Source organism: Clostridium neonatale (assembly GCF_900465025.1).
GTDB classification, from domain to species: domain Bacteria; phylum Bacillota; class Clostridia; order Clostridiales; family Clostridiaceae; genus Clostridium; species Clostridium neonatale.
The window spans coordinates 1169164-1183630 of the sequence record NZ_UICR01000001.1; the positions used below are offsets into that span (position 1 = coordinate 1169164).

Genomic DNA, 14467 nt, shown 5'->3' on the forward strand with positions numbered 1-14467 from the left:
GAGAGGATAATGTATGGCTGATTATACTGATAGAGAAATAATACTTTCTGCTAAGGAAGTAGATGTAAAATTTAAAGTAAGAGGAAGAGTACTTAATGCAATACGTGGCATTTCACTTGATTTATATAAAGGAGAAAGCATTGCAATTGTAGGAGAATCAGGTTCAGGAAAGTCTGTTTTTACAAAAACTTTTATGGGACTCCTTGAAAGTAATGGATATATTAATAGTGGGAGTATAATGTATAAGGGGATGGATTTAGCAAAATTTAAAACCAATAAAGAGTGGCAGGCTATAAGAGGAAAAGAAATTGCAATGGTATCACAAGATCCAATGACATCATTGAATCCACTTAAAGTTGTTGGAAAGCAGATACAGGAAGCCATAGAACTCCACAGAGGATTAAAGGGAGCTGAAGCTAAAAGGCTTGCAATAGAACTTTTAGAGGATGTTGGTATAGCAAATCCAGAAAAGCGATATAATCAGTATCCACATGAATTTTCAGGTGGAATGAGACAAAGGGTTGTTATAGCAATTGCTATTGGATGTAATCCTAAGATTTTAATATGCGATGAACCAACAACAGCACTTGATGTAACTATGCAGGCTCAAATACTTGATTTGCTTAAAAATATTCAAAAGCAATATAAGCTTACAATAGTTTTTATAACACATGATCTTGGAGTTGTAGCAAATGTTGCAGACCGCGTTGCTGTAATGTATGCAGGTGATATAGTAGAAGTTGGACTTGTAGAAGAAATATTCTATAATGCAAAGCATCCATATACATGGGCATTGTTATCATCGTTGCCGCAGCTAGGCGTAAAAGGGGAAGAACTTTATTCAATAAATGGTACTCCGGTTAATTTATATAAGGAAATAAAGGGAGATGCATTTGCATATCGTAATCCAAGGGCTCTTAAAATAGACTTTGAAATAGCTCCTCCATATTTTGAGGTAAGTAAAACACATAAAGCAAAAACATGGCTTTTAGATCCAAGAGCACCTAAAGTTGAATACCCAAAATCACTTAAAAGATTATTTAATCTATGGGAGGAGAATAAATATGAAGCATAATAATGAAGTTTTATTAGATGTTCAGAATATTACCATTAATTTTGGAAGTGGTAAGGATAAATTTAAAGCTGTTGATGATGTGAGTTTTAAAATTTATAAAGGAGAAACATTTGGTCTTGTAGGTGAGTCAGGTTCAGGAAAAACAACAATAGGAAGAGCAATTATAAGAATAAATGAAATCTCAGATGGTGCAATATTATATAATGGACAAAAAATAAGCGGAAAAATTGCAAGAGATCTAGATAATGAAATAACAAGGAAAATTCAGATGATATTTCAAGATCCTATGGCATCATTAAATGAGAGAGCAAAGGTTGATTATATAATATCAGAAGGCCTATATAACTTAAAAAGTTATAAAAATGAAGAAGAAAGAAAGGAAATAGTAGAAAAAGTTTTATTGCAAGTTGGATTGCTGCCTGAATTTGCAAGCAGATTTCCACATGAATTTTCAGGTGGACAGAGGCAAAGAATAGGGATAGCAAGAGCACTTGTAATGAGACCTGAGTTCATAATTGCTGATGAACCAATATCAGCTCTTGATGTATCAATAAGAGCACAAGTTCTTAATTTATTATCTAAATTGCAAAAAGAATATGGATTAACTTACCTTTTTGTAGCTCATGATTTATCTGTAGTAAGGTTTATTGCAGATAGAATTGCAGTAATATATAAAGGAAAAATAGTAGAACTTGCAGAAGCAGAAGATTTATTTAATAATCCAATACATCCATATACTCAGGCATTATTATCTGCTATACCTCAGCCTGATCCAAGAAAAGAAAGAAATAAAAAGATACTTATATATGATCCAGAATGTCATTGTTATGATAAAGATAAGCCAAAGTTCATTGAAATTGAAGAAGATCATTTTGTATTGGCAAATGAATTAGAGATTTCACAATATAAAGCTACAGGGAGCATGATGTATTCATTAAATAATGAAGCAGTAGGTAATATATAGTTTAATTACGAGGAGGATTAACTTTATGAGATATGCAGTGGTAAATAGCGCTATTGGATTTATTAAAAGTAAACCTGATAAATTTTCAGAAAATGCAGATGAAGTATTATTTGGAATGAATGTTGAAATACTAGAAGCTTTAGAAAATGACTGGTATTATATAAGAACTCATTATAATTATGAAGGATATATAGATGGAAGTAGTCTTCTTATTGATGATAATAAAGCAAAAGAATATGAAAGTGAAAAAAATAAAGTAGTATTAAATAGTTTTGCAGATGTTTTAGACAAGCCTGAGGCATCAGGATGTCAGATCACAACTATGACACGCGGTGCACATATTGTCTGTCTTAAAGAAGTGAGTGAAAATAATCGCTTTGTAAAAGTAAAGATACCTGATGGCAGAATTGGCTGGACACGTAAAGAGTTTTTGTGTGATTTAAAAACAGATTATGATGTAAAGGATGAGGAAAACTTAAGAGAAAATCTTGTGAGATCGGCTTTAAGCTATATTGGAACTCAGTATAGATGGGGAGGAAAGACACCGATGGGAATAGATTGCTCTGGTCTTTGCTCTATGTCATATATGGTAAATGGAATATTAATTTATAGGGATGCAGATATAAAAGAAGGTTTTCCTATTAAGGAAATTACAAGAGATAAATTAAAAAAGGGAGATTTAATCTTCTTTCCAGGACATGTTGCAATGTATTTAGGTAATGAAGAGTATGTACATTCTGCAACAAGTAATGACGTAGTATCAATTAATAGCTTTGATAAGAATGCAGATAATTATTATGAATATCTAGATAAATGTGATAAGAGATTTGGAAGTATATTTTAATATAAAAACTTAAAGTTTATAAACTAAGTATTCGGGGTGAGATAATATGGATAACCTAGACTATAAAATATTAGAGTGTCTAAAGAGCAATGCTAGAATTAAAGCATCACAAATAAGCAAAGAAATCCATTTATCAGTTTCAGCAGTTTTAGAACGTATAAAAAAAATGGAGAACAATAATATAATAAAGAATTATACAATAACAGTAGATAATAATAAGCTTGGTAATGGAACAAGTGCACTAATGGAAGTGAGTCTGGATCATCCGAAGTTTTATGAATCTTTTACAAATATAATAGAACAAAATGATAAAGTTGTTCTTTGCTATTATTTAACTGGAGAGTTTGATTTTATGTTGAAAATTTTATGCAGTTCATCAGAGGAATTAGAAAAAATTCATAGGGATATAAAAAGTTTAGAAGGTGTCTCTAGAACAAAAACATATTTTATTTTAAAAGATATAAAAAGTTAGTGAAATGGATAAATTTCCGAAAATAATGAAATTACAGAAAAAATTTCTGCAAATATACAAAATAAAAATAAAATACAGCAAAATATGGGTAAGTTATTGAAAAAAATAATTTGATAATATATGATGAATTTATAAATTAGAGAAGCCAAAAGACCATATACATACAGACAAAGAAGTCAGTTTCATATGTCTATATGTATGTGGTTTTTTATTTTTTAATATAGTTTAGGAGGAATTATTTATGGAGAACTTAGGGTTTTACAATGGAGAATATGATTTAATCGAAAATATGAAAATACCAATGAATGATCGCGCATGTTATTTTGGTGATGGAGTTTATGATGCAACATTTTGTGCTAATCACACAATATTTGCATTGGATGATCACATTGAAAGATTTTATAATAGCGCTGGATTACTAGGAATAGAAATTCCATGTACAAAGCAAGAACTTGGAGATTTACTTACTTGGTTAGTTAAAAAAGTAGATTCACCAGAGCAATTTGTATATTGGCAGGTAACTAGAGGAACAGCACCACGTAATCATGCATATCCTGATTCAAAAGCGAATTTATGGGTTACATTAAAGCCGCTTAAATCAGCTGATATAGCACCTTTTGAAAAAAAATATAAATTAATAACAGTTGAAGATACAAGATTTTATCACTGTAATGCTAAAACATTGAACTTACTACCAAATGTTTTAGCATCTGAAAAAGCTAAAAGGGCAGGATGCGATGAAGTAGTATTCCATAGAGGTGACAGAGTAACTGAATGTGCTCATAATAACGTAAGTATATTAAAAGGTGGAATATTTAGAACAGCACCAACTGATAATCTGATTTTACCGGGTATTGCAAGGAAACACATGATACAAATTTGTAAGGATAACAATATACCTGTTGATGAAACTCCATTTACAGTTAAAGATTTAATGGAAGCTGATGAGGTTATTGTTTCAGCTTCAAGCTTACTTGCTATTCAAGCTATTGAAATTGATGGCATTCCAGTAGGGGGAAAAGCACCAGAACTACTTAAGTTTATTCAAGATGAATATTTAAAAATAGTTAAAGAAAAGACAGGCTTAAAGAAGTAAAGAATAATTTAAAACTAATATCTAAGATATGAGATATAGAAGATTACTCATAGAGAATAGATAGTTTTGCATTAAATTTTACAACTATAATTATATGATGGAGTTGATGAATTAGTATGAATCAGAAGGATTTAACAGTATTTAATCTTGGAGAAAATCTTGATAATTTAATGAACCTAGATCCAAGAGGTTATGGCGTGTGTAGGATTTTATACAATGCTTCAAGAGAATATACAAAAAAGCCATTAACAATAAATAGTGCAGAGAAATTAGTAGATACACTAAAAGAAGGGGATCTAGTTTATATAATGACAGGTTTTGTTTTAAGGCCATTTAAAAAAGCAGAGATGGATGGGATTGTAAGTACTATGCTTCTTGCAAGAGCACTTGTTAAAGGATTTAATGTAAAGCCAGTAATAGTGTGCCCTGAAGATAATATGAAAGCAGTTGAAAATCTTGCATATGTAGTTGGGCTTCATTTTCATGATAGCATAGAGGGTCTATCAGAGTATCCTTTATCATTAGCGGCAATACCATTTACAAAAGAGGCAAAAGAAGCATCAAAACAAGCTGATGAGCTTGTTTCAAAAGGCTTTCCAAGTGCAGTTATAAGCATAGAATGTCCAGGTGCTAATTCAAAAGGTGTTTATCATAATGCAGTTGGATTAGATGTTACTGAATTAGAAGCAAAGCAAGATGTATTATTCAATAAATTAAAAGAAAAAGGTGTTTTAAATATAGCTATTGGTGATCTTGGAAATGAAATAGGAATGGGAACTATAAAGGAGCATTTGTACGAATATGTACCATATGCTGCAAAAGGAACTTGCAATTGTGGATGCAATGGAGGGATTGTAGCGGAAACAAAAGCAGACAATATTATAACAGCAACAGTTTCAGATTGGGGATGTTATGGACTTATTGCAGCACTTTCTTATTTGAAAAATGACTTAAATATTATGCATACAAAAGAGATGGAAAAAGACGCAATGATTGCATCTTCAAGGAGTGGAATGATAGACATGTATGGAGATTTAATTCCAGCTATAGATGGATTTGGACTTGAAATAAACTGCTCAATTGTGAATTTAATGAGAGAATGTGTCCTATCAGCAATAAATCTTGAGAAAACATGTGTGACATGGTTTGAGAAGGTAATTGATCTTGGCTTTTTTGAAAAAGAAGATTTAGAAGAATGTAGAGATAAAAATGTAAGAATAATAGTGTAAAAGGGGGAAGTATATATGGATTATTCAGAAATGCACCCTTATGATGTTCGTAAATTAATAAGAGATGGTAAAATTACAATTCCTACCGCAGGAATGTGTGCAGGATATGCTCAAGCTAATTTAGTAATTTTTCCTAAAGATATTGCTTATGATTTTTTGCTTTTCACTCAAAGAAATACAAAATCATGTCCAATTTTAGAAGTAAGTGATGTAGGAAATAAAATGCTTAACTTTTTAGGAAAAGACATTGATATTACTACAGATATTCCAAAGTATAGGGTTTATGAAGATGGAGTTTTGACTGGAGAATATAAAGACATAGGTGATTTATGGAGAGATGATTTTGTAAGTTTTTTAATTGGATGCAGTTTTTCATTTGAGTCAGAAATGATAGAAGATAATATCGAAATAAGACATATAGAGGAAAAATGCAATGTACCTATGTATATTACAAATATTAAGTGTACACCAGCAGGAATATTTAATGGAAATATGGTTGTAAGTATGAGACCTATTCCATATGAAAAAATAGTAAGATCGGTGCTTGTGAGTGGCGCAATGCCAAAGGTACATGGAGCACCAATTCATATCGGAGATCCATCTATAATAGGAATAAAAAGTATAGACAAGCCTGATTTTGGGGATTCAGTGAACATAAAAGAAAATGAAGTTCCAGTTTTCTGGCCTTGTGGAGTAACTCCACAAGCTGTTGTAATGAACGTAAAACCTAAAATTGTCATTACACACTCTCCAGGTCATATGCTTATAACTGATGTTAAAAATATAGAGCTGAAATATTGATTTACTATAATTTAAAATGAGTTATACCTCCATAATTTAGAAAAATAGTATTACAATTGTAGATTAAAAATTAAGATTAGTATTTGATAAAGGTGATTTGTATGTATAAAGTAGATTTAAATTGTGATTTAGGTGAAAGCTTTGGAAATTATAAAATTGGCTGTGACGAAGAAGTAATTAAATATATATCATCAGCAAGTATTGCATGTGGATTTCATGCTTCTGATCCATTAGTTATGTATAATACTGTGAAGCTAGCAAAGGAATACGGGATATCTGTTGGGGCACATCCAGGTTTTCAGGATTTGGCTGGGTTTGGAAGAAGAAATATGAATATTTCATATAAAGAAGCAAAAACAATTGTAGAGTATCAAATTGGTGCATTAAAGGCATTTTGCACAGCACATGGAATAAAGATGAATCATGTTAAGCCTCATGGTGCACTATACAATATGGCAGGAAAAGATATAAATCTAGCACTTGCCATATGTGAAGGAATAAAAGAAGTCGATTCTGATTTGATTTTACTTGCATTAAGTGGAAGTAAGATGATTGAAGCAGCAAAGAATATAGGGCTAAAGTGTGCAAATGAGGTATTTGCTGATAGAGCATATAAGGAGGATGGATCACTAGTTGATAGAAGTGTAAATGGTGCAGTAATTACAGATAAAGAAATTGCAATTAAAAGAGTTATTAGAATGATTAAAGAAAACAAAGTTACAACAATAAACGGAGTAGATATACCTATACATGCAGAATCAATATGTGTACATGGAGATAATATAAAGGCATTAGAATTTGTAAAAGATATAAAAAAGTTTCTTGAAAAAGAGAATATAAAAATAGCACCATTAGAATAAGGAAAGAAGGAAGATTTGTTTTATGGAAGGATATCTAAGGACTTATGTAAAAGTAGATTTGAACGCTATAGAACACAATATAAATGAAGTAAGAAAATTAATAGATAATAATGTGAAAGTCATGGCAGTTATTAAGGCAGATGGATATGGACATGGAGCAGCAGTAATAGGAAATTTTCTTAAAGCGAAAGTAGATTATTTTGGGGTTGCGACTATTGAAGAAGCAATAGAACTTCGTAAGAACAATATTGATATACCAATTTTGATTCTGGGATATACTTCTTATAAACAATATGAAGATTTAATAAAATATGATATTACACAAACTGTATACAATTTAGAAATGGTTGAAAAATTAGAAGAGTGTGCAGCAAGATTCAATCATATTGCAAAAATCCATCTTGCATTAGAAACTGGCATGAATAGAATAGGGTTTGAACCAAATGAGAGAAGTATTGAAAATATAAAGAAAATAATGAAAATGGATAATATATTTGTTGAAGGCATGTTTACACATTTTTCTTGTGCTGATGAAAGAGATAAAAGTTATGCAAAAATTCAGATGAAGAAATATGATGAATTTATAGGAAAACTTGAAAATAATAATATAAATATTCCTATAAAACATATGTGTAATAGTGCAGGAATTATGGAATTTGATAATCATCGCTTTGAAATGGTAAGGAGTGGAATAATTACATATGGTTTATATCCATCTGATGAAGTGAATAAAAGTGCATTAAAACTAAAAAGTGCATTAGAATGGAAAGCACATGTAATTAATATTTCTGAAGTATCAGAAGGATGTGGAGTAAGCTACGGAAAAACATATGTTACTAAGGGAAATACTAGGATTGCAACTATTTCAGTTGGCTATGCGGATGGGTATATGAGAGGATTATCATCAAAAGGAAAAGTTCTTATTCATGGACAATATGCTCCTATAATAGGAAGAATATGCATGGATCAGATGATGGTGGATATTACGCATCTAGAAAATGTACAGATTGAAGATGAAGTAACTTTAGTTGGAACAGATAGAGAAAATAAAATTAATGCTGAAGAACTTGCTGAAATGGCAGGAAGTTTTAATTATGAATTTGTCTGTGGTATAGGAAAAAGGGTAACAAGGACATATATATTATAGTTATAAAGTAGGTGAAAATATGTTGGGAAATGAGTTCAAAGTTATACAATCTAGTGAAATTTCAGCAGTTGTGGAATTTGGAAATACAATCGATGAAAATATAAATAAAAAAATAAGAATTTTTTGTAAGTGGCTTGATGAAAATCTGTTTTATGGTCTTGTGGAATATATTCCATATTTCACGAGTGTTTCAATCATATATGATCCAATGAAATTAAAGAGTAAAGAACCTTTTAAATATATGGAGTTTAAGATAAAAGAAATAATTTCAAATCTAGATTTTTCGTGTGAGTATGAAGATCATGTGGTTGAAATTCCAGTTTGTTATGGAAATGAATTAGGACCAGACATAGAAATTGTTGCTCAGAAAAATGATATTACAATAGAGGATGTTATAAACATTCATTCAAATGGAAAATATTTAGTTTATATGATTGGATTTGCTCCGGGTTTCCCTTATCTTGGGGGATTAAGTGAGAAGATATTTACTCCAAGACGTGATACTCCAAGAACAGTAATACCAGAAGGATCAGTAGGTATTGCAGGAATGCAGACAGGAATCTATCCAATAGAAACACCAGGAGGATGGCAGATAATAGGTAGAACTCCATTTAAATTATTTGATTTAAATAACAAAGAGAAAACTATTTTAAAATGTGGTGATATCGCAAAGTTTTATCCTATATCTTATGAGGAATATATGAAATTAAAGGAGAAGATATCATGAGTATATCTGTTTTAAATTCAGGACTTTTAACAACTATTCAAGACAGAGGCAGATATGGGTACGAAAAATACGGTGTAATTGTAAGCGGCGCAATGGATCAGTATTCAATGAAAATAGCTAATATTCTTGTTGGAAATGATGAAAATGAAGGTGTTCTCGAAATCACCCTAATCGGACCAGCTCTAAAGATAAGAAAGGGAAATCTTATTTCAATAACTGGTGCAGATATTTCTCCTACAATTAATGAAAAAAAAGTTCCAATGGGACGACCTATATATTTACATGAAGATTGTATTCTGAAATTCGGAAAATGTATAAGTGGATGCAGAGCATATGTTGCCATAGCCGGAGGAATTGATGTTCCAGTTGTTATGGAAAGCAAAAGTACATATCTAAGATGTGGAATTGGTGGACAAGATGGAAGGGCAATAAAAAAAGACGATGTAATAAATATAGGTAAGAAGACTAGTATGTCATTAGATATAATAGATAAATTGAAGGTAATAAATACAAAGGAAAGTTTTGTTTATACAAAATGGTATGCAAAAAGTTTAAATATGAATCATAATTCTCCTATATATATAAGAGTTTTCGAAGATATGCAATTTAAAGATATTAGAGAAGAGAGCATTAGAGAGTTTTTTACTAAGCCTTTTATAATAGACAGTAAGTCAGATAGAATGGGATATAGATTAAATGGCCCTAAAGTAGAATTAAGTGAAAAAATAGAAATGATATCTGGAGAGGTATCATTTGGTACCATTCAAGTTCCGCCTGATGGTAATCCTATAATACTTTTAGCAGATAGGGCAACAGCAGGTGGATATCCTAAGATAGCACATGTAGCTCTTTATGATATTCCAAAGTTAGTTCAACTTAAGCCATCAGATAAAATTATATTTAAAAAAATTACATTAAAAGAAGCTGAAGAACTATATTTTAAAAGAGAATTATATATAGAAGAATTAAAAAAATCAATAAAAATAGTAAGTATATAAAACTGTTATAATAGATGTTTTAGATTAAATAAAAATAGGTTCATCCTGAAATTTTGTGATAAATAATAATCTACATCTCTTATATGACCTATTTACTTGGTTTTGAATAAAGAATTGATGTTGAAAAAGTACCTTTTCACAAAATTCTGTGATAAACCTAAAAATATATTGAGTTTCTTGGAGGTGGAAAATTGATTAATATATCAGATTTAGAAAAAATACTTGAAATCGTTGAAAAGCATAATATTTCACATTTTGAATTTGAACAGGAGAAAAGCAAAGTAATAATAGATAAGGAAAATTCAAAAAAATGTGATTTAAATAATGAAGATGTTTATAATGAACAAGATAAAAAAATGATTAATTTAAAAGAAGATAATAAAGAAAGTGATGTTCAAAAGATATATATAAAATCTGAGTTGGCAGGAACATTTTATATAAGAAAAGAAGAGGGCGCAGAAGAATTTGTAAAGCTTCATGATGTAATTAATGAAAATACAGTTGTAGGATTAATTGAAGTAATGAAGTTATTTAATGAAGTAGAATCAGGAATTAATGGAGAAGTTATAGATATCTTAGTTAAGGATGGGGATTTTGTAGAATACGGACAACCATTATTCGAAATTAAACCTATATAATTGTAAGGAAGTGATAATTTATGGGGTTCAATAAAATTCTTATAGCCAATAGAGGAGAAATCGCAGTAAGAATTATACGTGCATGTCGTGAACTTGGAATTTCTACAGTTGCAATTTATTCAGAAAGTGATAAGAATTCGCTTCATGTAAAATTAGCGGATGAATCATATTGTATAGGAAAAAGTTTGCCTAAAGATACGTATCTAAATATAAATAATATAATAAATGTAGCTATTCATTCAAAAGCTGATGCTATTCATCCTGGATATGGATTTTTATCTGAAAGCACAGCATTTGCTAAAGCTTGTGAAGAGTTTAATATATGTTTTATAGGCCCAAATTATATTATAATAGATAAGCTTGGAGATAAGTCAAATGCAAAAGAAACGTTGAAATTGGCAGGAGTACCAATTGTACCAGGAACAGAAGGTATTATAAATGATAAAAATGAAGCTGTAAAGATAGCAAAAGAGATAGGTTATCCTGTTATAGTTAAGGCGTCAGCAGGCGGTGGAGGAAAAGGCATGAAAGTTGCAAACAATAAAGAAGAACTAGTGTCTGCAATTGAACAAGCTGAAAAAGAAGCTGAAAGCTATTTTGGTAATCCAGATGTTTATTTAGAAAAATACTTAGAATCTACAAGGCATATTGAAATTCAAATAATTGGCGATAATTATGGAAACGTAGTTCATTTAGGAGAGCGTGACTGTACAATTCAAAGGCGTCATCAAAAGCTTGTAGAAGAATCCCCATCAAAGGCATTGAGTGAAGAATTAAGAAGTAGTATGGGGGAAGCAGCCGTTAATGCTTCAAAAGCTGTAAATTATAATAGTGTTGGCACAGTAGAATTTCTGTTAGATAGTGATAATAAGTTTTATTTTATGGAGATGAATACAAGGATTCAAGTTGAGCATGGTGTTACTGAGATGATTACAGGAATTGATCTTATAAAAGAGCAGATAAAAGTGGCAGAAGGACGGCAATTGTCTTTTTCTCAGGAGGATGTAAAAATAAATGGATGTGCAATTGAATGTAGAATAAATGCAGAAAATCCATATAAAGATTTTACTCCAAGTCCAGGAAAGATTAATAATTATATACAGCCAGGTGGAATTGGAATTAGAATAGACAGTGCAGCATATTCAGGATATTCAATACCACCATTTTATGATTCTATGATATCAAAAGTAATAGCATGGGGAAGAGATAGAAATGAAGCTATAGAAAGAATGAAGCGTGCTTTAAGTGAATTTGAAATTAAAGGCGTAGAGACAACAATACCATTTCATAAAGCTTTAATGGATAATGAAATATTTAAAAGTGGAGAATTTAATACTAGATTTTTAGAAGAAAATAAGATAGTCTAGTGATAATAGCCGAAATTCAATATATGATGAGCTCGATTGTAGGGAAATCTAAGCTAAAAATTCTAAAGATAGAGGCTGTGACCCAAAATGCTTGCTCCCAAAACAAGTTTTGGACAAACATTCTTGGAACAGCCTCTGTCTAAGAATTTAAAAGCTTAAATTTTTTAATACAATACTACGCATATCATATATTGAATTTCTTTCTTTTTCACTAAACTCATTGTTTGGTAGTAATATTGTTTTTAATAAAGGTATGTCTTTTGTATTGGGATTTATTGATGGGGGACTAATTTAAAATATACAAAAGTACTGTATTTGGATTATAATAAATATAGATATTGAAAATATGAGGTGCTATATGTCTAATTTAATAAAGATACAAAAACCTAAATTTATAGATGAACCAGAGATGATTAATGATATTTACGAAGAAGTAATTATATCTGAAAAAATACAGAATAAAATTATAGAAAATGAATTGATAGAAAATAAAGAAGGTACTGGAATTACAATTGATTCATGTATATTTAAGAATGTGGTATTTGATAATTGTACTTTAAAAAATATAGATTTATTAGATACAACATTTGAAAATTGTGATTTATCTAATATAGATTTTAGTGGTGGAAGCTTAATGCGAGTTGAATTTATTAATTGTAAACTACTAGGAGCAAAGTTTGATGAAAGCAATCTTAAACATGTTTTATTTAAGGATTCATTGTCTAAGTATTCTAATTTTTCATTTTCAAAATTCAATTCTGTAAATATTATTAACTGTAATTTTGAAGAAGCTGTATTTCAACAAGTAAAGTTAGATAAAACAACATTTAATGATACAAATTTGATAAATACATTTTTCAATAAAACTATTCTTAATAAAATAGATTTTACAACCTGCGAAATTGAAGGAATAAGTGTTGAGATAAGTGATATAAGAGGCACAATAGTTACACCAATTCAGGGTTTAGATCTAACAAGATTAATAGGACTAGTAATACAATAAGTTTATATTTTTTCGTAATTTATGAAAAAAAGTTTTAAGGTAATTCATATTATTGATATAATAGATGAAATTTATTTTTTAAGTTAGAGAATTATAATGAAAGAAAAATTTATAACTAATATAATATATACATAATATATTTATTTTATTGTTAAATGAAAGAAGGGATATCATGAAAATAGGAATTGTAGGATCTGGTGGAATTGTATTAAGCTTTTTAGATGCATTAAAATACGTGGAAGATGTAGAGGCTGTTTCCATATGGTGTAGAGAAAAAAGTATTGAAAAAGCAAAGAAGATAGCAAAGAACAATGGTTTTGAAAAGGTTTATACAAATTATGAACTTATGTTAAAAGATGATGAAATTGATTTTGTGTATATAGGATTACCTAATAATCTACATTATGAATATTCAAAAAAAGCATTAGAATTTAATAAGAATGTTATAAATGAAAAACCATTTACTTCAACTATTGAAGAAGCTGAAACTTTAGCCCAATTAGCGAAAAAAAACAATTTATTTTTATTTGAAGCAATTACAACCTTACATACGCCTAATTATAAATTAATTAAAGAAAAACTTCCTGAAATAGGAGAGATAAAAATAGTATCAGGAAACTACTCTCAATATTCCAGCAGATATGATGCATTTTTAGAGGGAAAAATACATCCAGTGTTTAATCCAGAATTATCAGGGGGAGCACTAGTAGATATTAATATATATAACTTACATTTTGTAACTGGACTATTTGGTAAGGCTAATGAAGTGAGATATATGGCAAATGTTGCACATAATGGAATAGATACTTCTGGAATAGTGACTTTGAGATTTGATAAATTTAATGCTGTATGTATTGGTGCAAAAGATTGTGGATGTGAAAGCAGTGTTTATATAGAAGGAACAAAAGGATATATTAAAGTAAGTGGGTCACCAGGAATATGTTCTTCTTTTGAAGTATGTTTAAATAAGCAGGAAAAAGAAATTTTTAATGAACAACAATTTTCTAATCATATGGTATATGAAATTTGTGATTTTAGGGATATTTATAATAGTAAGAATTATAAAGAATGCTACAAATTATTAGAGCATTCATTGGATGTAATAAAAGAAACAGTTCAAGCTAGAAAAGATGCAGGTATTATATTTTCAGCAGATAAATAATTTTTAATATAAAATAAGTCAATGCAGTTTATGTAGTGGCTTATTTTTATTTATATGTGTTATCTAATCGAACATTTTAATCAA

15 protein-coding genes are annotated in these 14467 nt (G+C 29.8%); all 15 read left to right on the forward strand.

Annotation, left to right across the window (positions count from 1 at the left end; genetic code table 11):
• Positions 1 to 13: 13 nt before the first annotated feature.
• The 15 genes from CNEONATNEC86_RS05260 to CNEONATNEC86_RS05330 all read left to right on the forward strand — a co-directional run bounded on the left by CNEONATNEC86_RS05260 (position 14) and on the right by CNEONATNEC86_RS05330 (position 14383).
• Entirely contained in the window at positions 14 to 1075 is a 1062-nt protein-coding gene (locus CNEONATNEC86_RS05260; RefSeq protein WP_125149256.1) for an ABC transporter ATP-binding protein, read from the forward strand.
• Positions 1065 to 2039, forward strand: coding sequence for an ABC transporter ATP-binding protein (locus tag CNEONATNEC86_RS05265; RefSeq protein WP_125149255.1), 975 nt, complete (start codon positions 1065 to 1067; stop codon positions 2037 to 2039). Before CNEONATNEC86_RS05260 ends, CNEONATNEC86_RS05265 begins: the two co-directional genes overlap by 11 nt.
• Before the next feature lie 25 nt (positions 2040 to 2064).
• Positions 2065 to 2883 (forward strand): C40 family peptidase, encoded by an 819-nt coding sequence (locus CNEONATNEC86_RS05270; RefSeq protein ID WP_159135632.1) that lies wholly within the window; start codon positions 2065 to 2067, stop codon positions 2881 to 2883.
• 46 nt (positions 2884 to 2929) lie between these two features.
• On the forward strand, positions 2930 to 3355 hold the full coding sequence (locus tag CNEONATNEC86_RS05275; RefSeq protein WP_058294205.1) for an Lrp/AsnC family transcriptional regulator: 426 nt from the start codon (positions 2930 to 2932) through the stop codon (positions 3353 to 3355).
• A 241-nt stretch (positions 3356 to 3596) separates the two neighbouring features.
• Positions 3597 to 4451: an aminotransferase class IV gene (locus CNEONATNEC86_RS05280; protein ID WP_159135633.1), complete on the forward strand. Its 855-nt coding sequence runs from the start codon at positions 3597 to 3599 to the stop codon at positions 4449 to 4451.
• A 116-nt stretch (positions 4452 to 4567) separates the two neighbouring features.
• Positions 4568 to 5680, forward strand: coding sequence for a DUF4392 domain-containing protein (locus CNEONATNEC86_RS05285; protein ID WP_159135634.1), 1113 nt, complete (start codon positions 4568 to 4570; stop codon positions 5678 to 5680).
• Positions 5681 to 5695: 15 nt separating this feature from the next.
• Entirely contained in the window at positions 5696 to 6481 is a 786-nt protein-coding gene (locus CNEONATNEC86_RS05290; protein ID WP_159135635.1) for a putative hydro-lyase, read from the forward strand.
• A gap of 101 nt (positions 6482 to 6582) precedes the next feature.
• Positions 6583 to 7341 carry a LamB/YcsF family protein gene (locus CNEONATNEC86_RS05295; RefSeq protein WP_159135636.1) on the forward strand — a complete coding sequence of 253 codons (759 nt, stop codon included), beginning with the start codon at positions 6583 to 6585 and terminating at the stop codon, positions 7339 to 7341.
• A 22-nt stretch (positions 7342 to 7363) separates the two neighbouring features.
• Positions 7364 to 8488 (forward strand): alanine racemase, encoded by a 1125-nt coding sequence (gene alr, locus CNEONATNEC86_RS05300; protein WP_159135637.1) that lies wholly within the window; start codon positions 7364 to 7366, stop codon positions 8486 to 8488.
• A gap of 19 nt (positions 8489 to 8507) precedes the next feature.
• Entirely contained in the window at positions 8508 to 9215 is a 708-nt protein-coding gene (pxpB, locus tag CNEONATNEC86_RS05305) for a 5-oxoprolinase subunit PxpB (protein WP_058294211.1), read from the forward strand.
• Positions 9212 to 10213, forward strand: coding sequence for a 5-oxoprolinase subunit C family protein (locus tag CNEONATNEC86_RS05310; RefSeq protein WP_058294212.1), 1002 nt, complete (start codon positions 9212 to 9214; stop codon positions 10211 to 10213). The genes pxpB and CNEONATNEC86_RS05310 overlap by 4 nt, the downstream gene beginning before the upstream one ends.
• A 191-nt stretch (positions 10214 to 10404) precedes the next feature.
• Positions 10405 to 10851 (forward strand): acetyl-CoA carboxylase biotin carboxyl carrier protein, encoded by a 447-nt coding sequence (locus CNEONATNEC86_RS05315; protein WP_058294213.1) that lies wholly within the window; start codon positions 10405 to 10407, stop codon positions 10849 to 10851.
• Between the two features lie 20 nt (positions 10852 to 10871).
• The gene (gene accC / locus CNEONATNEC86_RS05320) at positions 10872 to 12218 is read left to right on the forward strand and encodes an acetyl-CoA carboxylase biotin carboxylase subunit (RefSeq protein ID WP_159135638.1); all 1347 of its coding nucleotides are present in this window, start codon (positions 10872 to 10874) and stop codon (positions 12216 to 12218) included.
• A 358-nt stretch (positions 12219 to 12576) separates the two neighbouring features.
• The gene (locus CNEONATNEC86_RS05325; protein ID WP_159135639.1) at positions 12577 to 13221 is read left to right on the forward strand and encodes a pentapeptide repeat-containing protein; all 645 of its coding nucleotides are present in this window, start codon (positions 12577 to 12579) and stop codon (positions 13219 to 13221) included.
• 172 nt (positions 13222 to 13393) lie between these two features.
• Positions 13394 to 14383, forward strand: coding sequence for a Gfo/Idh/MocA family protein (locus CNEONATNEC86_RS05330; RefSeq protein ID WP_159135640.1), 990 nt, complete (start codon positions 13394 to 13396; stop codon positions 14381 to 14383).
• The last annotated feature ends 84 nt before the right edge of the window (positions 14384 to 14467 follow it).